This is a genomic window from Actinoplanes sp. NPDC051411 (assembly GCF_040682075.1).
Taxonomy (GTDB): domain Bacteria; phylum Actinomycetota; class Actinomycetes; order Mycobacteriales; family Micromonosporaceae; genus Actinoplanes.
Genome location: NZ_JBFBAD010000160.1, coordinates 1 through 21292 on the forward strand (window position 1 = coordinate 1; position 21292 = coordinate 21292).

16 protein-coding genes are annotated in these 21292 nt (G+C 71.1%); 6 read left to right on the forward strand and 10 right to left on the reverse strand.

The features are described from left to right. Positions 1-734: acyl-CoA dehydrogenase family protein (locus AB0M88_RS46815; RefSeq protein ID WP_364113620.1), on the reverse strand; the 734-nt coding region annotated here is incomplete at its 3' end. 240 nt (positions 735-974) lie between these two features. On the opposite strand from AB0M88_RS46815, the gene AB0M88_RS46820 reads away from it, so the two are divergent. Then, positions 975-6452 (forward strand): hypothetical protein, encoded by a 5478-nt coding sequence (locus AB0M88_RS46820; protein ID WP_364113622.1) that lies wholly within the window; start codon positions 975-977, stop codon positions 6450-6452. Positions 6453-6901: 449 nt separating this feature from the next. After that, complete coding sequence (locus tag AB0M88_RS46825; RefSeq protein WP_364113624.1) at positions 6902-7132, forward strand: hypothetical protein; 231 nt, start codon at positions 6902-6904, stop codon at positions 7130-7132. A 467-nt stretch (positions 7133-7599) separates the two neighbouring features. Here the strand turns inward: AB0M88_RS46825 and AB0M88_RS46830 are convergent, their stop codons facing one another. The 4 genes from AB0M88_RS46830 to AB0M88_RS46845 all read right to left on the reverse strand — a co-directional run bounded on the left by AB0M88_RS46830 (position 7600) and on the right by AB0M88_RS46845 (position 11798). Beyond that, positions 7600-8040 (reverse strand): glutaredoxin domain-containing protein, encoded by a 441-nt coding sequence (locus tag AB0M88_RS46830; RefSeq protein WP_364113648.1) that lies wholly within the window; start codon positions 8038-8040, stop codon positions 7600-7602. A 23-nt stretch (positions 8041-8063) separates the two neighbouring features. Next, positions 8064-8567, reverse strand: coding sequence for a 5-(carboxyamino)imidazole ribonucleotide mutase (gene purE, locus AB0M88_RS46835; RefSeq protein WP_364113650.1), 504 nt, complete (start codon positions 8565-8567; stop codon positions 8064-8066). Then, positions 8567-9709: a 5-(carboxyamino)imidazole ribonucleotide synthase gene (locus AB0M88_RS46840; protein ID WP_364113626.1), complete on the reverse strand. Its 1143-nt coding sequence runs from the start codon at positions 9707-9709 to the stop codon at positions 8567-8569. The genes purE and AB0M88_RS46840 overlap by 1 nt, the downstream gene beginning before the upstream one ends. 109 nt (positions 9710-9818) lie before the next feature. Further along, positions 9819-11798, reverse strand: coding sequence for a thioredoxin domain-containing protein (locus tag AB0M88_RS46845; RefSeq protein ID WP_364113628.1), 1980 nt, complete (start codon positions 11796-11798; stop codon positions 9819-9821). A 184-nt stretch (positions 11799-11982) separates the two neighbouring features. On the opposite strand from AB0M88_RS46845, the gene AB0M88_RS46850 reads away from it, so the two are divergent. Next, positions 11983-12390, forward strand: a complete 408-nt coding sequence (locus AB0M88_RS46850) for a hypothetical protein (protein ID WP_364113630.1) — start codon at positions 11983-11985, stop codon at positions 12388-12390. 178 nt (positions 12391-12568) lie between these two features. Here the strand turns inward: AB0M88_RS46850 and AB0M88_RS46855 are convergent, their stop codons facing one another. Next, positions 12569-13003, reverse strand: coding sequence for an SRPBCC domain-containing protein (locus AB0M88_RS46855; RefSeq protein WP_364113632.1), 435 nt, complete (start codon positions 13001-13003; stop codon positions 12569-12571). 475 nt (positions 13004-13478) lie between these two features. Between AB0M88_RS46855 and AB0M88_RS46860 the strand changes: the two genes are divergently transcribed. Beyond that, positions 13479-14186: a sulfotransferase family protein gene (locus tag AB0M88_RS46860; protein WP_364113634.1), complete on the forward strand. Its 708-nt coding sequence runs from the start codon at positions 13479-13481 to the stop codon at positions 14184-14186. 503 nt (positions 14187-14689) lie between these two features. Here AB0M88_RS46860 and AB0M88_RS46865 read toward each other — a convergent pair. The 4 genes from AB0M88_RS46865 to mca form a co-directional block, all read right to left on the reverse strand. Further along, positions 14690-15388: an alpha/beta hydrolase gene (locus AB0M88_RS46865; protein ID WP_364113636.1), complete on the reverse strand. Its 699-nt coding sequence runs from the start codon at positions 15386-15388 to the stop codon at positions 14690-14692. A 591-nt stretch (positions 15389-15979) separates the two neighbouring features. After that, entirely contained in the window at positions 15980-18508 is a 2529-nt protein-coding gene (locus AB0M88_RS46870) for a bifunctional diguanylate cyclase/phosphodiesterase (protein ID WP_364113638.1), read from the reverse strand. Between the two features lie 251 nt (positions 18509-18759). Continuing rightward, the gene (locus AB0M88_RS46875; RefSeq protein ID WP_364113640.1) at positions 18760-19113 is read right to left on the reverse strand and encodes a hypothetical protein; all 354 of its coding nucleotides are present in this window, start codon (positions 19111-19113) and stop codon (positions 18760-18762) included. Positions 19114-19146: 33 nt separating this feature from the next. Next, on the reverse strand, positions 19147-20028 hold the full coding sequence (gene mca, locus AB0M88_RS46880) for a mycothiol conjugate amidase Mca (RefSeq protein WP_364113642.1): 882 nt from the start codon (positions 20026-20028) through the stop codon (positions 19147-19149). A 112-nt stretch (positions 20029-20140) separates the two neighbouring features. On the opposite strand from mca, the gene AB0M88_RS46885 reads away from it, so the two are divergent. Both AB0M88_RS46885 and greA read left to right on the forward strand, forming a co-directional pair. Continuing rightward, on the forward strand, positions 20141-20575 hold the full coding sequence (locus AB0M88_RS46885) for a DUF4307 domain-containing protein (RefSeq protein ID WP_364113644.1): 435 nt from the start codon (positions 20141-20143) through the stop codon (positions 20573-20575). Between the two features lie 173 nt (positions 20576-20748). After that, positions 20749-21243: a transcription elongation factor GreA gene (gene greA, locus AB0M88_RS46890; protein ID WP_364113646.1), complete on the forward strand. Its 495-nt coding sequence runs from the start codon at positions 20749-20751 to the stop codon at positions 21241-21243. Positions 21244-21292: the final 49 nt, after the last annotated feature.

Sequence of the window (21292 nt, forward strand, 5' to 3'; positions counted from 1 at the left end):
GTGTGGTCGAGCGTCTTCATCGCGGTGGCGAACCCGGTGCCCTCGTCGCCGATCATGCGGTCGGCCGGGATGCGTACGTTGTCGAAGTAGACCTCTCGGGTCGGCGAGCCCTTGATGCCCAGCTTCTTCTCCGGCGCGCCGAAGCTGACACCCTCGTCGGACTTCTCGACGACGAAGGCGGAGATGCCCCGCGACCGGGCCGAGGCGTCGGTGGAGGCGAAGACCGTGTAGAACTCGGACACCCCGGCGTTGGTGATCCAGCGCTTCACGCCGTTGAGCACCCAGAAGTCGCCGTCGCGGACGGCCTTGGTGGTCATCGCCGCGGCGTCCGAACCGGCCTCGGGCTCGGACAGGCAGTAGGAGAACATCGCCTCGCCCGACGCGACCTTCGGCAGGTACCTCTCCTTCAGCGACGAGGAGGCCGACAGCAGCAGCGGCATCGTGCCGAGCTTGTTGACCGCTGGGATCAGTGACGACGAGGCGCAGGCCCGGGCCACCTCTTCGATCACGATGGCGGTGGCGAGGGCGTCGGCGCCGGCCCCGCCGTACTCGGCCGGGATGTGCGGCGCGTGGAAGTCGGAGGCGCGCAGCGCGTCGTAGGACGCCTTGGGGAACTCGCCGGTCTCGTCGGCCTCGGCCGCGTGTGGCGCGACCCGGGCGTCGCAGACCTCGCGCACCGCGGCACGGATCGCCTCGTGGTCCTCCGGCAGCTGGTAGACGTCGAAATCACTCATGGCCAAGCCCTTCCGATCGGCGGTCCCGACCGCGATGTTACCGGCGCGTAGCGTGCGCGTGCCAGGGCTCCGCGGTTGTGCGACGGAACACGGGTGATCCTCCTCCGGTGTGACGGAGGTTTCCGTACCTGACCGCGAGGCTGAGCAGTTTCTGTCGTTCTCAGCCCGGCTGAGGCTGTTCTAATGAGGTGTCGGACCGGCATGCTTCAGTCATCCGGATGTGTGGGGCGAGGAGGTTCGGTGGCGCAGGCTGAGGAGCCGCACGGCTACGACGATGACCTGGCCCGGATCGATGCCTCGATCGCGGACCTCAAGAAGCGCGACATCGCCGCGGCCAAGGAGCGCACCCAGATCGCCGCCAAGATCCAGGCGGCCCAGTTCCAGCGCGACATCCTGTCCCACGCCAACACTCAGCAGAAGGCGAAGCGGGCCAAGCCCCGCCGCGGGCGCCGGCCGGCCGACGAGGAGTCCCCGTCCCTGCCGGGAGGCCGGGCGCGATCCGACGCTCCCCCGCCGCTCAGCGGCCGCGCACGGTCCGATGCCCCGCCCCCGCCCAGCGGCCGCCCGAGATCCGATGCCCCGCCCCCGCCCGACGGCCGCCCGAGATCCGACGCCCCGCCCCCGCCCGACGGCCGCCCGAGATCCGATGCCCCGCCGCCGCCCGACGGCCGCCCCCGCGCCGACGCACCGCCGCCACCGAGCGGCGGCACCCGAACGGACGCACCGCCCCCGCCGAGCGGCCAAGCGCGTACGGATGCACCTCCACCGCCCACCGGCCGCAGCCGGACCGAACCGGCCCCACCGCCGCCCCCGCCGGGCGGAAGCCGGCGGCCCGGCGGCGCACCTAACCCCCCACCCGGCCCCTCGGCCCGCGCCGGGAGACGCACAGCGCCCGACTGGGCCGAGCCCGGCACCGCCCACACCGGTCCACCCGGCGTCGCGACCGACGGTGTCACCCTGCTCACCGACGACCCGCCGCCGATCGAGGACCGGTTCGCGCCGCCCCGCCGCCCCGGTTTCGCCACCGCCGAGGTACACCCGCCCGAGGCGTCCCAGCAGTCGGTGCAGAACATCATGCTCGCCATCGGCGCGCTGCTCATCGGCGTGGCCGCGGTCGTGTTCGCCGGCGTCGCGGTCAACAACCCGGTCGCCCGGGCCACGATCCTCTTCGTCGCCGCCCTGATCGCCCTGGTCGCCGCGCCCGGCATCGCCCGCACGGGCCTCAGCTCGACCGCCGAGACGATCTCCGGCGTCGGCCTGGTGCTGCTGCCGCTGGCGCTGTTCGCGCTGCACGGCACCCCGATCGCCGGCGGCGCGGGCGTCTCGTCCCCGCTCTATCTGGGCATCAGCTTCGCGATAACCGCGGTGGCCAGCTTCCTCTATGCCGCCTTCACCCGCCTGAGCGCCCCGCGGTACGCGACGGTCATCGCCGTGCAGCCGGTGCCGCCGCTGCTCGCCTACCCGATGATCCAGAGCGCGGCCGGCTGGGCACTCGCCCTGACCGTCGTGGCGCTGCTCGACCTGCTGCTGCTCACCACCGTGATCCGGGCCGGCCGCCTGGTGCCGCAGTGGCCGATCGGGCGCCCGGTCGCGGCCGACCGCGAGTCGCTGGCCGACGCGGACGAGGCCCGGGCCGCGGGCGAAGCCGACTACACCCGGCGAGACGATCTCGACCCCGAGCCGCGGCCGGAGGCGGCGCCGGAAGAGCCCGACCTGGTCATCCCGGGTCTGTCCGGCCGCCGGCGCCGCTGGTGGGCGCCGAGCCGCATCTTCCCCGGCCCCCGCCCGGCCGGGGCGCCGGCGGCCGGCTCGGTCCCGCTCGCCCCGCCCGCGAGGCCGCCGTCCGCCGACTGGCTGCGCGAGCTGACCTTCGCCCTGCTCTGCCTGGCCGGCGCGGGCGCCCTGCTCTATTCGACCGCCGCGCTGCTGCAGGCCCGGGTCGTGCCCGACGCGCTGCGCTCGGGCCTGGTGCTGGTGCTCGCCGCGGTCACCGCGGTCGCCGCCGCCCGGCTGCTCGACAACCTGATGGCCCGCAACATCACCGGCGGCGTCCTGGTCCTCGCGGTGATCGGCGCCTCGGCCCGCGTCGCCGACGTCGCCTCTCCGCACTGGACGCTGGCGCTGGCCGCCGCCGCGGTGGCTCTCAGCGGCGCGGTCGTCGGCCTGGTGCCGGCCCAGGTGCGCCGCGGCCCCGAGATCGCCTCCTCGGTCGCGCTCGCCCTCATCGGCCTGTTCGTGGGCGTCGCCGCGATCCGCGCCGGCTTCGCCCCGGTGCAGGCGGCACGGCCGATCTGGCGAGCCGACACCGCCGAATACGCGCGTCACATCGCCGAGGCGGCGGGTCCGGCCGGCTGGTTGCTCGCCTTCAGCGCGCTGCTGTTGACGATCGCCGCCGCGCTGGCGCTGCCCCCGGGCGTACGGCATGAGGGCGCCGTGATCGGCGTCGCCCTGACCGCCCTGTCCGTGCCCGCCTCGCTGGGCCTGAAATGGTCGACCGCCCCCTGGCCCCTGGTCCTGGCCGCGATCGCCATCGGCGCCGCCGGCCTGGCCGCCAACACCAAACGCATCGCCGTCACCCACGTGGTCGCGGCCGGGGTCGTCGGCGTGTTCGGGGCCGCCTCCGCCCTCAGCGCCTCCTGGCTGACCGCGGCCGTCTTGACCGCGCTCGCCGGGGCCGGCGTGATGGTCGTGGTGGCCGCCCGGCAGATCCCCATCCGCCTCTACTCCTGGCTGGTCGGCGACTGGGCGGCCGGCGCCGCCGCGCTGGCCCTGCCGGGGGCCGTGGTGACCGGCGCTCTCGCCGTCTCCGACCACGGCGGCGGACCCCCCGCGACCGAGGCCGTGACCGTCCCCGCGCTGGCGCTCGGCTTCCTGGCCGTCGCCGGCACGCTCAGCTACGCCGCCGTGTTCCAGGTCGCCCGGCGCGAGATCAGCCTGCCGTTGACCATCGGCACCGGGCTCGGCGCGGTCTCGCTCGCCCTGGCCGCCCTGCTGGCCAACGGCGCCACCCGCCCCGACATCTGGGTCGGCGCGCTGCTCCTGGTCGCGGCCGGCCTGCTGTTCTCCGCGAAGTCGATCGACAACGGCCGGCGCAGCGACCGGGTGCTCGACGGCCCCGACATCGCCGCCGCGGCCGCCACCGTGGCGATCATCGGCGCGCTGTCCCGGGTCGCCGCACTCGCCTTCCCGAGCGCCCCGCTGGCGGTCGCCGGCATCATGGTGCTGCTGGTCGCGTTCGGCGTGGCCGTGCTGCCGGAAGACTGGCGGCGCGGCCCGGTCCGCGGCCTCGCGGTGGCCGGCGTGGTGGTCGGCGCGCTCGCGGGCTATCTGGCACTGGCCGGCGCGTTCCGCAACCTGGCCTTCCCGGGCGGGCTCTGGGCCGGCGACCTGAGCAACTATTCGACCCACCCGGCCGCCGGGGCCTGGCAGGCCCCGTTCACGCTGGCCATCGTCGCGTTCGCGGCGTCCCTGGCCGCGCCCCGGCCGTGGTCGTTCGACATCTCGGCGCTGTGCGGCGCGCTCGCCGCGATCGGCGCCCCGGCCGCGCTCGGCCTGCCCTGGTGGTCGCCGCTGCTGATCGGCGGCGCGGTCGCGCTGGCCTACGGCGTGGCCTCGGTGATCGCCTCCGACCCGCGGGCCGCCCTGGCCCGGGCCGTCGCGGCCGCCGTCGTCCTGCTCTACGCGGTCGGCGCCGGCCTGGTGCTGCCCTGGTCGACCGGTGTCGGCCTGCTGCTGGTGGTCGCCATCGGCCTGCTGGTGGCCGGGCTCTCGCGCACGCCGGTCGCCTACACCGGCGACGAACTGGCCGACCAGCAGGCGACCATCCGTGGTCTCCCGAGGTTCTGGACGCCGTCGTCGACCGAGGCCGACCTGGCCCGCGACGACACCGGCATGCCCCGGCACCGGGCCCAGATCGGCGGCGCCGCCACCGGCGCGGTCCTGCTCGCGCTGCCCGGCGTGCTCGCCTCGATCGCCGCCGACCAGGGCCGCAACGCCCAGGTCGTGCTGACCGCCGCGCTCGCCGCGTCGGCCCTCGGCCTGGCCCTGCTCGCCCTGGGCGGCCGATACCTGCCGCAATACCTGCCCTGGGCGACCGTCGGCCTGGTGCTCGGCGCGACCGTCACCGCGTTCGCCTCGATCCCGACGCCCTACCCGACCGCCCTCTACGCCGCCACGGCCGCCCTGCTCGGCGTGCTGGCCGAGCTCTACCGCGGCGCCACCCCGGCACCCGGCCTCACGGTGTCCAGCCGCCGGTACACCGCGGAGGGCCGCACCCCCCGCTGGACCACCCGGCGCCCGATCGGGCTGAGCGGCCGCTGGCTGGTCGACCCGGCCACCAGCGCGGTCGTCCTCGCCCTGGTCCCGACCGTCCTCGCCATCTTCTCGATCGCGCCCGCCCTGCGAGCCGCCCTGATCGACCCGCTCGCCCAGGTGCAGCACATCTGGGACGGCCCGATCACGTCACTCGCCCAGCCGTCCCCGGGCTACGTCGACGCGACCAGCGTGCTGGCGATCGTGCTGCTCACCGGGGCGGCCGCGCTGGCCGCGATCGGGTTCGGCGGCAAGGCGTCCGAGTCGGTGCCGGTGATCCTGCCCGGCATCGCGGTGACCCTGCTCATCGCGCCGATCGCCTGGCGGCTGCCGTTCCCGGCCGCGACCACCGCCGCCCTGGCCGTTTTCACCATCGCGATGCTCGGCCTCGCGCTGACCCCGCCGCCGGCCGGCCGGGGTTCACTGCTGCGCACCACCCGCAACGTCGTCTTCGTGATCGGCCTGCTCGCCGGCGGCGCCGGTCTGGCCGGCAGCCTGGCCCAGCAGCGACTGACCCTGTTCACGTTGGGCAGCGCGATCGCGGTCGGCCTGGTCGCCGCGATCGTCGGCCGGAGCCAGTCGGCCCGCGTGCTGGGCTGGCTGTTCGCGGCCGTGATGGGCCAGTTCTTCGTGCTGACCGTGGCGATCGCGGCCGGCCTGGAACGCTCGTGGGCCGCGTTCGGCGTGCTCGCGGTCGGCGCCGCCCTGCTGATCCTGGAGGCCGTACTCCCCCGCCTCGGCCTCCCCCAATACCGCATCGAGGCGATGACGGTCGAGTGGAGCGGCTACGCGTCGGCCCTGCTCGCGGGCGCCCTCGCCTACGACTCACCCGCCCACCTGGCCGCCCTCTTCGCGGCCTGGGGCGCGGTGCTGGGCTTGGCCGCGACCCGGCGCGACCGGCGCGCCAACCAGCGCCGCACCCTCTTCTGGACGGCGGTCGGCTTCGAGATCGTCGGCTGGTGGCTGTTCATCGCGCTGGCCGACGTGGCGGTCCCCGAGGCCTACACGCTGCCGTTCGCCGCGATGGCCCTGCTGGTCGGCATCTTCGAGGCCCGCACCCGGCCCGACCTGAGCAGCTGGGCGGCCTACGGCCCGGCGCTGCTGGCCGCGTTCGTCCCGACCGTCGGCATCGTGGTGGCCAACCACGACAACGAGGTTCGGCAGGTTCTGCTGCTGCTCGGCGCGGTCGGCACCCTGATCGTCGGCTCGATCACCCGCCAGCAGGCCCCGGTGGTGGTCGGCGCCGCGGCGACCGTCATCGCCGCCCTGACCTTCGCGGCGACCCTGGTCGGCCCATGGCTGGTGCTGGTGCCGGTCGGCGTGATCCTGCTCTTCATCGGCGCGACCAGCGAAAGCCGCCGCCGCGCCCAGGAACGCTTCCGCGGCGCCCTGATCAAGATGCGCTGAGCGGTGGGTCGCGCTTTTCAGAAATACGGGATTCGGCCGGGTCCCGTATCCACAGTCCGCTCTGATTGCCACTCAATCCCCCTGCACCCGTTCCGGCCGGATCGGCGCCCGCTCTTCAGGTTCGGTTCGCCCCACTCCGGCGCCTGCTCCTGGCGCTGCGGCCATAATCGTCGCGGGCCGGCTCACCGGCCCGTCCTGGACGACGACGTCATACCTCGGGGTTCCTGATTCTCGGCGTCACCTCGCCGGTCGGCGCGAGAGGGATCCGTCGAGGATGGAGTGCCGCGGTCGCGACCCTCGGGCAGCCGACCCCATAAGTCGATCAGGGAGGACGAGCGACCAACCACTTCCTGGATTCCGCAAAACCTTCGGTGGGCCCCGCTCGTTTCGTCCCCATAGCCCCCTTGAAGTCGTGAGCAGACCGCCCGCGCAGTTGCCGCCAACCCGATTTGGCAGCATTGATCGGCCTGCTCGCCGTCCTCGAAGGAGAAATCTGGGCGGGCGAGGTCTCACCGCATCTACGCGACCGGATCGGGCAGCGGCTGGCGCGGGAGTCGCTCGCCGAGTCGAGCCCGACCGAGAGGCAGTTGCGGCAGGCGATCAGCGACCTCAACCATCGACTCCGGCACGCCCTGGGCGAGTACGACGAGCTGCCGTCACCCCTGCCGGTGCCGGAGTAGCCACCACCGAGGCGCACACAACGGCCGTGCAGACGAGGTCGAAGGCGGCTTGGAATGGGACGCCGGGCTTCTCGCAACGGGTGGCCGGCCCGCGCCGGTGGAAGCCGCGTGACGAGCACGACCGGTCGCCGGTCAACGATTTTGAATCTTGGTGGTCAGCCCGCCACGGGACCGGCCAATGCCCTCGCGTACCCGCGTCTGGTCGATGTCGAGCCCCTTCAGAGGCCCCAGCGCCGTGCTGGTGGGCCCGCCCGAGCGTGGCATCAATCTGGGCGTCTCAGTCGATATCGTCGTCGAGTTCGGCAAGCATGACCAGTTGGGCTTCAGCCCCGCCCAGGTGCAGGCGGCAGCCCACCGACGCAACCGTCGATACGGGTTCTTCCAAGGCCCGTAGCGTTCCGAGGTCGCCCTCTCAACGCGCCATCTCGTCCCCGGTGAATGGCTTCCGCTTCGACTCGGCTGAGTGTCTACGAGGTGGTCATGCGCGGCAGCAGCCCCCGCACCACGTCGACGCTCGGGTTGATGAACGAGCGGTCGCCCGCGATCACCGTCGGCACCGTCTCGTCGCCGCCGGTGACCTCGCGGACCGACGCCGCGCCCTCCGGGTCGGCCCAGATGTCGACCCACAACAGGTGCCGGGCGTCGCGGCCCAGTTTGGCCCGCAGCCGCATGCAGTAGGGGCAGCCCGGTCGCCAGTAGACGATCGGCCGGCCGTCGTCGTCGCTGGCCACCCGGGCCGCCTCGTCGGTCATCGGGCGCGGAAACGCGCGCGGCGACAGCACAGCTGCCGCGATCAGGAGAAACACGAAGACGCCGATGGCTGTCCACCGGGAACCGGCCACCGCCTCGAAGCCGCCGATCACCACGGCCGCGGCGACCAGCAGGAGGCTCGAGCCCCAACGCCGCATCACGACCCGAGCCTAACGCCCCGTCAGCTCATCAGGCGATCACGGAGGGCGGCGTCCTTCTCGGCGACCATCTTCTCGAGCCCGGCCTGGAAGGCGACCATCCGGGCGCGCAGCGAGGCGTCGGCCGCCCCCAGGATGCGTACCGCGAGCAGCCCCGCGTTGCGCGCCCCGCCGATCGACACGGTGGCCACCGGGACGCCGGCCGGCATCTGCACGATCGAGAGCAGCGAGTCCATGCCGTCGAGGTGCTTGAGCGGCACCGGCACGCCGATCACCGGCAGCGGCGTCAGCGCCGCGACCATGCCCGGCAGGTGGGCCGCTCCGCCCGCACCGGTGATGATCACGCGGAGGCCCCGGTCGGCCGCGCTTTCGGCGTAGGAAACCATCTTGTGGACCGTGCGGTGCGCCGACACCACGCCGACCTCGAACGGCACCTCGAACTCGGCCAGCGCGACCGCGGCCGCCTCCATCGTGGACCAGTCCGAGTCGCTGCCCATGATGATGCCGACGGCGGGAGCGGGTGCCATCATTCGCCTTCCTGAAGCCACTGGGCGGCCCGGGCCGCGCGGGCCCGCACCGAGGTCATGTCGTCGCCGAGCACCGTGACGTGCCCGATCTTGCGGCCCGGCCGCGCCTGCTTGCCGTAGAGGTGCACGCGGGCGCCCGGGTCTTCGGCGAACAGGTGGTGCAGCCGCTCGTCGATCGAGATGCCGCCGGGCTCGCCGCCGAGCACGTTGGCCATCACCACGGCCGGGGCGGTCAGCGTGGTCTCGCCCATCGGGTAGTCGAGCACCGCCCGCAGGTGCTGCTCGAACTGGGAGGTGCGGGCCCCCTCGATCGTCCAGTGGCCGGAGTTGTGGGGGCGCATCGCCAGTTCGTTGACCACGATGCCGGCGTCGGTCTCGAACAGCTCGACGGCGAGGAGCCCGACCACGCCGAGCTCGTTGGCCAGGTCGATCGCCAGCTGCTGCGCCTGCAGCGCCCGGGCCTCGGAGAGGCCCGGCGCGGGCGCCAGAACCTCGACACAGATGCCGTCCCGCTGCACGGTTTCGACAATCGGGTACGCCGCGACCTGCCCGAACGGCGACCGGGCGACCAGCGCCGCCAACTCCCGGCGAAGCGGCACCCGCTCCTCGACGATCAGCGGCGTGCCGCTCTCGACCAGCTCCCACGCCGATGAGGGCGAGGAGAGCATCCACACGCCCTTGCCGTCGTATCCCCCGCGGGTCGCCTTGGCCACCACCGGCCAGGCACCGCCGGCGAAGGTTTCGACGTCGGCGAGCGAAGTGACGTGCCCCCACCGCGGCACCGGCGCGCCGAGCTCGCCCAGACGCTCCCGCATCATGCCCTTGTCCTGCGCGAACACCAGCGCCCGCGACCCGGGGAAAATCTTGACGCCTTCGGCTTCGAGCGCCTCGATGTGGGCCGTCGGCACGTGCTCGTGGTCGAAGGTGACCGCCTCGCAGCCCTTGGCGAACTCTCGCAGGGCGGCCAGATCGGTGTGTTCCCCGATCCGCACGTCACTGGCGACGAGCGCCGCGCTGTCGTCCGCCGACACACTCAACACCCGCAGCGACTGACCAAGGGAGATCGCGGCCTGGTGCGTCATGCGAGCCAACTGGCCGCCGCCCACCATGCCGACCACGGGCAGACCGGTTCGAATATCCATCGTCCGCCCAGCGTAGTGCGCCGACCGCCCGACGTGCGACAGCTAGGCACAGGACAAGTAGGATATCGGGAGGAACGACGCCGGTTATTGGAGGCTTCCGCCGCGCGGCTCATGCCGTCAGGCGGGCGATCAGCTCCTCGGGCGTCGTGACCGGGCGGTCGCAGACGAAGCCGCGACACACGTAGGCCGCCGCCGCACCGTCGATGAACGGCCGGTCGGCCAGCAGCGGCACCCCCGGCTGGTCCGGGCGACCGGCCACGAGCACGCTTCCCGGCGGGGCATGCCGCCGGGCGGCGGCGACGAGGGGGTCACTCTCCGGCGACTCGGTCGCGATCGCTATTTCGTACGGTCCGGAGAGTGCCGCCTCGGCGACGGTTGCCGCATAGCCCGCGAAGCGCGGGTGTCCCCCGATCAGCGGCCCGACCGTGGCCAGCGCCGCGTCGGCCGCCTCGCGATAGGCGGTCTCGCCGCTCAGCGCCGCATAGCCGACGAGGGCCGCGCAGAGGGCGGACTGGCCGGACGGTGTGGCGTTGTCGGTCGGGTCGGCCGGGCGGGTGACCAGGCGTTCCGCGTCGTCGGCGGTGTCGTAGAAGCCGCCCGCCCCGGTGCCGAAGTGGGCCAGTGCCACGTCGAGCAGTTCCTTGGCCAGGGTCAGCCAGCGCCCGTCGAGGGTGAGCTGGTGCACGGCCAGGAACGCCTCGGCCACGCAGCCGTAGTCGTCGAGCACGCCGGCCGGAGTGCCGACCACGCCGTCGCGGGAGACCCGCCGCAGCCGCCCGTCGACCAGATGGCGCTCGGCGAGCACCTCGGCCAGCGCCACCGCCGCCTCCCGTGACGCCGGGGCGTCGTGGGAGGCCAGCGCCGTGATCGCCAGCCCGTTCCAGGAGGCGACCACCTTGTCGTCGCGGGCCGGCTGCGGCCGCCGGGCGCGCGCGGCGAGCAGCCGGGCGCGAACGTCCTCCCACCGCTTGACCAGGTCGGGAGCCGCCGCGTCGATGTCGCGGGCGAGCACCAGCACGCTGCTGCCGTGTTCGAATGTGCCGGCCGGGGTGACGTTGAACAGGTCGGCCGCCCAGGTGCCGTCCTCCTCGCCCAGTTCCTCGATCAGCTGGGCCGGCGTCCACGCGTAGGTCAGCCCTTCGACGCCCTCGGTGTCGGCGTCGAGGGCCGACGCCAGCCCGCCGGCCGGGGTCGCCAGGTCGCGCAGCATGAACGCGGCCGTCTCGTCGGCGATCCGCCGGGCGAACGGGTCGTCGGTGAGGCGCGCGACCTGCGTGTATGCCCGTAGGAGCAGCGCGTTGTCGTACAGCATCTTCTCGAAGTGCGGCACGGTCCACGTCGCGTCGACCGCGTAGCGGGCGAACCCGCCGGCCAGCTGGTCGTAGATGCCGCCGCGGCCCATCGCCTCGATCGTGTGCCGCACGATCTCCAGGGACGCGGCCGACCCGGTGCGCTGGTGGTGCCGCAGCAGGAAGAGCAGGTTCATGTGGGGCGGAAACTTGGGTGCCCCGCCGAAGCCGCCGCGCAGCTGGTCGTGCTCCTTGGCCAGCCCGGACGCCGCCGCCTCCAGGAGCTCGGCCGAGATCGGCGCGGTCGGGCCGCCGACCAGCTGGGCCCCGCCGATCGCCTCGACGACCCGGGCACCCTGCTCGACGATCTCGGCGCGCTGCTCCCGCCAGGCTTTGCCGATCGCGCCGAGCAGCTGCCGGAAGTTGGCCTTCGGGAAGTACGTCCCGCAGAAGAACGGATCGCCGTCCGGCGTCGCGAACACGGTCATCGGCCAGCCGCCCTGCCCGGTCATCGCCTGGGTGGCGGTCATGTAGACGGCGTCGACGTCGGGCCGCTCCTCACGGTCCACCTTGATCGCGACGAAGCCCTCATTCATCTGCCGGGCGACCGTCTCGTCCTCGAACGACTCGTGCGCCATCACGTGACACCAGTGGCAGGCCGCGTAGCCGACCGAGATCAGCACCGGCACGTCGCGCCGCCGTGCTTCCTCGAACGCCTCGTCGCTCCACGGCCACCAGTCCACCGGATTCTCGGCATGCTGGAGCAGATACGGCGAGGTCGCAGCGCCCAATCGGTTCACGTTGGCCAGCCTCTCACATCGGGAAGCGCCGATATCCACATTCAGAAGCCGCTATCCCGGCCACCTGATTTATACATACTCCGCTCATGGGCAAATCAGGGGGCGGCGCAGATTGCCCGGTTTGCCCGTTTCATGCGCTCCAGTCGACTGAGCCCATCAGCCTTTCAGAAAACGTGGCGAGGGAATGCGCCGACGCGAGGCGTCAGATACCGATCCAACGATCACGGTCGACCTCAGCGACGCCGCGGAATCCGGCAATATGTCCGTCTCAACACAGTGCGCGGGCCGCGCTCCTGAGCGGGCTGCTCGCCGCTGGTTCCGCTGGCCCGTCCCGCCGCTGCTCGGCGCCTGGCTGGCCGGATACCTGCTCCCCGAGAGCAGATCAAGTAGCCGTCGTCCACCCATCTGTCGCTGTCGGTGTCGCCCGCTGGCGCTCTGGGAAAACGTGCTGCGGCTGCATGGTGCGCTCGGCGGCCTGCATCACCCGCAGCAGCTGGTTTCCGAGGCCGTAGCGGACGCCTCCGCGGACCGGCCGCCGCCCGGCTACGGCGAGGATCAATACGCCGGCCGGAAATCCGGGGTGAGGAGGTGACCGCCAATGGACGCTGGCCCGGATCGTGGCGTTGATCGCGACGATGTTCCACCTGCGGGTAGGTGTCACGCCGGTGGTGAAGGTGACCGCCGAGGGCACGGTGCGGGTGTCGCCGGCCCTGCCACCCAGTCCGCCGACTACCGCACCCTGCTCCGTCGCGGCCGGGCCCCTACAGCGGTTAAGAGTCCTCGGCCGCGGATTTCAGCGCGGCGTCACCAGCGGTGTACTGAGCTTCGACGGCGGCGCGGTTCTGGGCCAGGACGGCATCGGCCATCGCACCGCTGAAAGTCTCCTCGTTCACCAGGCGGGTGCCGCCGTCCTCCGGAACAAGAGTGAAGCGGTGGTGGCCGTAGAACGTCTTGGGATCGCCGCCCTGCCAAGCGAGGACCGAGGGTTCGTCCACCTCGGTCACGGTTACGGTGAACTCGAGTTCGGCCGCCGTCCCGCCGTTCGTCCGCAGACGGAGCAGGGACCCGACGGTGAGCGTCGCGTCGGAGTCCAAGACTTCCATGTTCGGGTGCCAGACCCGATAACCCGGCAGGTCGACCAGGATTTCCCACACTCGCGAGGGCGGGGCGGCGATCGGTGTGATGATCCGTACGGAAGGCTGCATAGCCGGGAAACGTAGTGGATCACAGCGGTACAGTCAGCCGAGTTCCTTTGATCGAGGAGCACCTGCGAGATGCCAACCTCCCACTCCTCATCTCATGGGTTGAGCTCGGGTGCGCAGGAGGGTAGCTGGTAGACACGCAGCCCACGACCGAGCCGCGATCGCCGAGCGCGCCGGCGCGCCCAGGTGGTGGCCTTGGGCTGCTTACGGCCGCACTCGCTCTCGCCGGGCCCGTTCCACCTCGTCAACGCCGCACCATCGCCGGATCGCATGCAATCAGCAGAGCCGACACCTACGTACTCGGACGATCACCCGCAAGCCTCACAGCGGATCTACACCAGACCCCAACCCGAAGGGTGTCAAGAACGGATCTCGTGCTGGAGTATTAGCTGGCGGGATCTGCACCCGGTTGCTGGCCAAATCGATGTCGTGCCATATCATTGCGTGCGCGGGGAACGGCTTCGCACGAGAGGTTGCAATGGGCATCGAAGTTATCGGCGCAGGATTTGGCCGTACCGGAACATTATCTCTCCGAGCGGCGTTGGAGACGCTTGGTTTCGGGCCGTGTCACCACATGGTTGATGTGATTACAAAGCCTAGGCAGATGCCACTTTGGCAAGAAGCGTTCGCTAGTGACCCGGTGGACGTTCGCAGTGTTTTCGACGGATATCGGGCGACGGTGGACTTCCCCGGATGCGCGTTCTGGCGTGAGCAGTTGGAAGCGTGGCCTGAGGCGAAGGTGGTGCTGACGGTTCGGGACCCGCACAGCTGGTACCGAAGCGCCAAGCGCACCATTTTCGCCCTACCTGAACCGCCGCCGCAGTCCGGGGATCCGGATCCGGACGCCATCGCGTTCGGCCGTTTCACGTTCGAGGAGCTGTTGCCTCGCATCTTTGACTTCGGCGACGACCGGCCATTGAATGAGATGGACGAGGATGAGGCCGTTGGGGTCTTCAATCGGCACATCGCCGAGGTAAAAGCAACGGTGCCAGCCGATAAATTGTTGGTATACAGGGTGAGTGAGGGTTGGCAGCCACTCTGTGACTTCCTCGACGTGCCGGTCCCTGATGAACAGTTCCCCCACGTCAACGAATCGGGCGACTTCGGGGAGCTTTCGAAGGTGCTGTTCGCGGAGCGTCAGCGGGCGTTAGCCGCCGAGCGGGCTGGGGCCGGCGAAAAGGTGTAGACCTTCCGCTGATCGGTGTCTTGCTACCAGGTGACCGTCCCGGTGCGGACTGTGGTAATTGTCGACGGGGTGTGGGTGTTCGCCCACCGCCGACCCGGACGCCCGTGGGTACTTGATGCGCCTGGGAGTCGGCGGGGTAGGTATCCCGGCATGCCGATGCCGGTGCGCTGGTCGATCGTCTCGGCCAGCGCACCGGCGTCTGCTGTCGGTTGCTCAGGAACATCTATTGATAAAAGCCGTCTGTCACCCAGTAGAGATTGCCGTCGACACAGCCGACGAAGTATCCGGCGGGGTTGAGCGCCGGGCCGTAGGCACCGCTCGGAATCGGCGCGAAATCGGGGAGGCCGGTGCTGGCGTCTGTGGCTGTGGCGGTCGTGGACGCAGCGGCGATTCCGACGCCGGCGTAGCTGACCGCTGCGGTGGCCCCGCAACGGTCGCGGCTCGCCTCATGAAGGTGCGGCGATCCGAGCTCCACTACGGGCCGGCACGCGAAGGCGGCCGGCTCAGCCGGCGGCCTCGACGATGAGGTCGGCCAACGTGGCCGCCTCGGGAATGGCGACGGTGTGCGAGCCGCCGGCCAGCTCGATCGTCTTGCGGGAGCCGGCCCTCTCGGCCATGAACCGATGAGCTTCCACCGGAATGTTCAGGTCGTCGCTGCCGAACAGGAACCAGCTGGGCAACGACTTCCAGGCCGGCTCGCCCGACTCCTCGTTCAGCGCCGCGTCGGTGATCGGCCGCTGGGTCACGGCCATGACGGCGGCGGCGTCGGCCGGCGAGTCGGCGGCGAACTGGTGGTGGTAACGCTCCTGCTTGATGTACAAGTCCGACGTGCCGTCCGGCAGCTTGACGGGCCGCAGCGTGTCGCCGAGCGAGCTGCCCGGGAACCGGCCGGCCAACGCGGCTGCGCTCTCACCGGCGTCTGGTGCGAACGCGCCGACGTAGACGAGCGCCTTGACAGCCGGGTTGCCGACGGCGGCGTTGGTGATGAGCATGCCACCGTACGAGTGACCGACCAGGACAACATCACCGCTGACGCCACCCAGGGTGGATCGCAGGTAGTCGCTGTCGCTGCCGACACCCCGCAGCGGGTTGGCGACCGCGAGAACCGGGAAACCTGCATCACGCAGGCGCTGGATGACGCCATTCCAGCTTGCCGACTCGGCGAAAGCTCCGTGGACGAGCACGATCACGGGCTTACTCATGACTACCTCCAAGAACGTTGTGTCGACATGGTGATCACACGCGCCGTGCTCTTGCATCTGTCGAATGACGGTGCCGGCGGGCGAGTCCGGAATTCAGGTCCCTTAGGAGGCGTCTGATTCGGATACTTTGTACGTTGTGGCGGCGAGAAGTACCGTCTTGAAGGCGGCCTGCTCCGTGTCGCGGGCGCGCCGGAAAGTTGCGCCGCGGTGAGCAGCCTGCCGAGCTCTTACGCCCCCGTCGCCGTTCTAGTAGCTGCGCGGATGACACAGGAGGCCGGGCCTCAATCCCGGTCGGTGGCCCGGCGCCGGATCGCCTCGTTGTGGGCGATTTCTTCCTCGGTCAGCGGCGCCTGCAGGTTGCCGTCGGCGTCGAGCCCGGTCGGTGTCGGTCAGCGTGAGACTCGGCGGATCATGCACGGCCGAAGGCGAGGCCGGATCGCGACCGGCCGGCGACGAGTCGCGGCGGAGCTTCCGCAGTGGCAGCGAATCGCCGGCCGGGCGGGCCGGCCGCGGCGTGCCCACGCACCGCGTCGGCCGGGAACTGGACGGCCTCCGAACTCGTGAACGGCACTCTAATCAAAACGGGCAAGTTCAGGAGGCGTCGTCCGCCCGCAGGGGGACGATCTCGGCGTCCTGGGCGGCCTCGTTGAGCCGGATCAGGGCGGAGACGATGCGGTCGGGCGGCATCGGCTTGCAGAAGTGGTAGCCCTGCGCGGTCGGGCAGTTCAGCGCCATCAGCGCGGCCCGTTGCTCGGTGGTTTCGACACCTTCGGCGACCACGCGTACGCCGAGACGGGAACCGAGTTCGACCGCGCCCCGCACGACCGCCTCGGCCGCCGGCAGGTCGATCATGTCGTCCACGAAGGACCGGTCGATCTTGATCTCGTCGACCGGCACCCGGGTCACTATCGCCAGCGACGAATAGCCGGTGCCGAAGTCGTCCAGGGACAGCTGGATACCGCTGTCGCGCAGCTCGCCCAGCACGTCGTCGACGATGTCCTGCTCGCTGACCGCCACCGACTCGGTGATCTCCAGGACCAGGCTCGACGCGGGCATGCGGTGCCGGCGCAGCGCGTCGGCGACCTGGGCCGGGAAGGTCGGGTCGAGCAGGCTGCGGGCGGCCACGTTGACCGACACCGGCAGGTCGACACCGGCCTCGGTCCACTCGGCGGCCGTCGACAGGGCCAGGTCGAGAACCCGGCGGGTGAACGGCCCCAGCAGTTCGGTGTGCTCGACCGTGCGGATGAAGTCGCCCGGCGAGAGCTGTCCGCGCCGCGGGTGCTTCCAGCGGACCAGCGCCTCGACCCCGGTCGGCGCCGCGGTGATCAGGTCGACCGCCGGCTGCATGTGCAGCACTACCTGGTCGTCGGCGGCGAGAGCGTCCCGCAGCTCGGCCAGCAGCGCCAGACCGTCGGTGGTGACCGCGTCCTGGCCGCTGTCGTACGTCGCGACCGCCACCTCGTCGTCCTTGGCCTGGTCGAGCGCGAGGGAGGCCCGCCGCACCAGCTCGACCATGTCGGTCCGCCCGGCCGGTGTCACCGCGACCCCGACCGCGACCTCGACCGCGAGTCGGACGCTGGACACCTCCATCGGCTGCGACAGTTCCTCCACCACCTCGCGGGCCCGGCGCAACGCCTGGGTCAGGCCGGTGCCGGCCGCGTCGGCCAGCGTCGGCAGATGGGGTACGAGCAGCGCGAACTCGTCGTCGCCGATGCGCGCCACCAGCTCGCCTTCGCGGGACAGGGCGGCCAGCCGTTCGGCGACCACCTTGAGCACCTCGTCGCCGCAGCGGTGCCCGAGCGTGCCGTTCACCTCGCGGAAGTCGTTGACGTCGAGCAGGAGCAGGGCGAGCGGCTTCTCCCGTTCGAGCGCCCGGGCGATCCGGTCGCCCTCGGAGACCAGGGTGGTGCGGTTCTTCAGCCCGGTGAGCAGGTCGTGCACGGCCTCGAATTCGACGCGCTTCTCCAGCGCGGCGACCCGCGCACGGCCCGCCGCGTCGTGCAGCGCCCCGGCGAGCGCGTCGCCGTACGCCGAGATCGCGGCCTCGTCCCGGGGCACCGGCAGCGTCGGTTCGGAGAGCCAGACGGTCAGCTCGCCGATCACCTCGCCGGCCACGGCCATCGTGCGGGTGATCGCCGGGCCGGGGAGTCCGGCGGCCGGGTTTTCGACCCCGGGGCCGTCCTCGGCGTAGCGGGTCATGGCGTCCTCGCCGCGTACCTCGATCTCGGCGCGCCGGGCGCCGAAGACCGTGAGGGCACCGTTGAGCCCGGCCGTGGCGACGTCGGCGACGGCGCCGCCGGGCAGCGCGGCGGTCGCCTCGGCGAACGCCTCCCAGAGGCGGCGCTCTTCCTCGGCCCGCAGGTGGAAGCGGTAGCTGCGCTGCAGCAGCCAGAGGAACGGCACGAACGCGACCAGCCAGAGCGGCTGGCGGATCAGGGCGAACACGGCGCCGACGCCGATGATTACGTTGCCAACGAAGATCGGAACCTTCGCGTAGGGCACGCGGGCGAGGATCTGCCGGGTGTCGGCGTCGCGGTGCAACCGGAGCGTGATCACGGCGAGCGCGAAGGTGATCGCGAGATAGACGGCGGCGCCCACGGTCAGGCCGAGCTGCATGCGCACGCTGACCGTCCCGGCGTGGCCGGCGATCAGCGAGGTCGCGACGGCGGCGCCGGTCGAGCCGAGACTGAGCGACGCGGTGAGGTGGGCCACGTCGGCGACGTTGCGGTGCTCGTTGAGCCAGGAGAGCGCGGCCCAGGCGATCGATGCGCCGGCCAGGGTCGCGAGCGGCAGCCAGCCGGGCGGCGCCACGATGAAGCCGATGATGAAGGCAGCCTCACCCCAGGCGACCGACACCACGCCCCGGCCGAGCCGGAAGCGCAGACGGGCCAGCTGGGCGACGGCCGCGAGGGCGGTGGCGACTAGCACACCGATGACGGCCGGGAATGGACGGCCGGAGGGAAGCGGGGCCGGGATCAGGGTGCCGCCAACAGCGATTAGAACAGCCGCTCCGACAATTACCGCGGTAAGGAGCCTAACTGCTTTCGGTCGTCCACCAAGGCCGATCACATCGATCCACGATCGACGCGCCTCGGGCTGGCTCACGGGCGGTGCGCTCATGAGTTCCCCCAGTTCATGAGCGGCACTCGCGGATGCACGTGCATCTGCAGTGGAGAATGCCGAGGGCGAGGAATGGTCATTTTCAACGCCCCCTTCCGCACAGGGTCAAGGGGCGGTAAAGCCCCCCGGCCGGAAGGCTAAATCAATCCCGATGAACGCAACAGGGGTAGATGAAGGACGCGCGTCACCTATCAGTCAGACGAATACCCTGCGTTCCGACGCGCGCGACGCTTCGACGGCCTTCGACGTGGTCAGATGTGCCGCTCGTCGCGGTCGGCCGAGGCTACGTCACCCTCAGTATTGTCGGCCGTGACCTCGTCTTCCGTACCCTCGTCCGGGGTCACCGATCGAGGTTGCTCGACGTTGCGAGGGGTCGTCCCGGCGGCCGGACGGTCGAGATCGGCGTTCAGCCGGGCAATCTCAGCTTCACGCTGCGTCTGCTCGGGAGAGGAAAAACTGTCGGGAAGCCGACGCAAGCGCTTGTTCATATTGCGAATGAGCAGAACTGTTGCTATGCACAGCAACACGATCACGAGGAGGCCCATCGGCCCGGCGAGGCCGCCGGACCGGGTGTCGCCGAAGTTGTTGACCGCGAAAGTGCCCATGCTCAGCAGCCTACTGCCCCCGGCGCCCGCCGATCAGCGGGCGTCGACCGGTTCGCGAATCCCGGCAAACAGGTCGGACTCGGGCACCGGGCTGTCGACCAGCGACCGCGCGAGCTCGAAATCCTCGGTCGGCCACACCTTCTGCTGGAGCTCGAGCGGGATGCGGAACCAGAAGCCGTCCGGGTCGACCTGGGTGGCGTGGGCCCGCAGCGCCTCGTCGCGGACCTCGAAGTATTCGCCGCACTCGACCCGCGTGGTGATCTTGTCGCCGCGGTCCGGACGCTCCTCGCTCTTCTCCAGCCACTCCGTGTAGGGCGACTCGAGGCCGGCCGCCAGCATGCCCTCGTGCAGCGCGAGCATGCGGGCCCGGGTCCACCCGGAGTTGTAGTAGAGCTTGCTCGGCTGCCACGGCTCGCCGAGCTCGGGGTGGTAGTCGGGGTCGCCGGCCCGCTCGAACGCGATCACCGACACCTTGTGGCACATGATGTGGTCGGGGTGCGGATAGCCGCCGTTCTCGTCATAGGTCGTCATGACGTGCGGCCGGAACTCGCGGATCAGCCTGATCAGCGGCAGGGCGCCCTCTTCCGGGTCGACCATGCCGAAGCAGCCGTCGGGCAGCGGCGGCAGCGGGTCACCCTCGGGCAGCCCCGAGTCGACGAAGCCCAGCCAGGCCTGCTCGATGCCGAGGATCTCGCGCGCCCGGGCCATCTCGGCCCGCCGGATGTTGGCGATGTCGGCCAGCACCTCGGGACGCTCCATTTTCGGGTTGAGCACGCTGCCGCGCTCACCGCCGGTGCAGGTGGCGACCAGCACCTTGACTCCCTCGGCCACATAACGGGCCGTGGTCGCCGCGCCCTTGCTCGACTCGTCGTCGGGGTGCGCGTGCACTGCCATGAGCCGCAACTGCTCCGTCACCGAAAACTCCCTGCTCCCCCGACCCCGCCGAAGGCGGCTGGGACTGGCTGCGAAGATGGACTCTGCCATTCTGGCCGATCCCACCGACAACAAACGCACGAGAGGTCGTCACGTGAGCGAGACGCGCGCCACAACCACGGCCGGCACGACACCTGTCTTCCCGCCCGGCCGTTACGGCCGCCGCCGCGAGGGCCGGCGCCGGCCCTTCGTGCCAGTGATCATCCTGGCCGTGGTCATCGCCGCCTCGCTGGCCGTGACGGTGAAGCTCTACCAGCAGTTCGGCCAGACGGCCTACCAGGCGCAGATCGTCGGATGGGACCCGCCGACCAACTCCCAGATCCTGATCCACTTCACGGTCACGGTGCCGGCCGGGGCGCCCGCCAAGTGCGCGCTCGAGGCCCGCGACTACGGCGGCAACGTGCTCGGCGACCGTGACGTGGTGGTGCGGCCGGCCGGCGACGGCACCTCGATCGACGCCAAGGAAGCGGTCACGACCACGGCGAAGGCGTCGGCCGGTTACGTGCTCGGTTGTCAAGCAGCCGACTAGCGGACCCCTCGGGCGCCCGGAATGGTGCAAGATCGAGCAATCCAGGCGCGGTGCGTACCGCTGGTAAGCTTGGTGATTCGCTCCGTTCAGCACAGCGGCACCAACACAGGCACAACGAGGCTGAGCGGACGCACTGATCTTGAAACTGCCCCGTTCCAGCAAGGAGATCGACCGTGTCCAGTTCCGAGGCGCAGAAGACCTGGCTTTCGCAGGACGCCTACGACCGGTTGCAGGCCGAGCTCGACGACTTGATCGCCGCCCGGCCGGCGGTCGCCGCCGAGATCAACGCCCGCCGCGAAGAGGGCGATCTGCGGGAGAACGGTGGTTATCACGCCGCCCGCGAGGAGCAGGGCAAGCAGGAGCACCGCATTCAATACCTCAAGGAGTTCCTGCGTAACGCCGAGGTCGGAGAGGTGCAGACGGCCGACGAGGTCACGCCCGGCTCGGTCGTCACGATCTACTTCGACGAGGACAACACCGACACCGAGACGTTCCTGCTCGGCTCGCGTGAGATCGCCTCGACGACCGACCTCACGGTCTACAGCCCCGAGTCGGCACTCGGCAAGGCCATCCTCGGCGCCGCCGCCGGCCAGGCGGTCACCTACACGGCGCCGAGCGGCGCCGACATCAAGGTCACCGTGGTCAAGTTCGGCCCCTTCGAGGGCTGAGCTCTTTTTCCGTACGCCGGGGGCGGCGCACCGGAAGGAGGGTGCGCCC

Coding starts and splice junctions, on each gene's coding strand:
- AB0M88_RS46830 (WP_364113648.1), bottom strand. CDS start 8,040: ATGCGGCGTTGGGGCTCGAGCCTCCTGCTGGTCGCCGCGGCCGTGGTG.
- purE (WP_364113650.1), bottom strand. CDS start 8,567: ATGGCACCCGCTCCCGCCGTCGGCATCATCATGGGCAGCGACTCGGAC.
- AB0M88_RS46840 (WP_364113626.1), bottom strand. CDS start 9,709: ATGGATATTCGAACCGGTCTGCCCGTGGTCGGCATGGTGGGCGGCGGC.
- AB0M88_RS46850 (WP_364113630.1), top strand. CDS start 11,983: ATGCGCCGACGCGAGGCGTCAGATACCGATCCAACGATCACGGTCGAC.
- AB0M88_RS46855 (WP_364113632.1), bottom strand. CDS start 13,003: ATGCAGCCTTCCGTACGGATCATCACACCGATCGCCGCCCCGCCCTCG.
- AB0M88_RS46860 (WP_364113634.1), top strand. CDS start 13,479: ATGGGCATCGAAGTTATCGGCGCAGGATTTGGCCGTACCGGAACATTA.
- AB0M88_RS46865 (WP_364113636.1), bottom strand. CDS start 15,388: ATGAGTAAGCCCGTGATCGTGCTCGTCCACGGAGCTTTCGCCGAGTCG.
- AB0M88_RS46870 (WP_364113638.1), bottom strand. CDS start 18,508: ATGAGCGCACCGCCCGTGAGCCAGCCCGAGGCGCGTCGATCGTGGATC.
- AB0M88_RS46875 (WP_364113640.1), bottom strand. CDS start 19,113: ATGGGCACTTTCGCGGTCAACAACTTCGGCGACACCCGGTCCGGCGGC.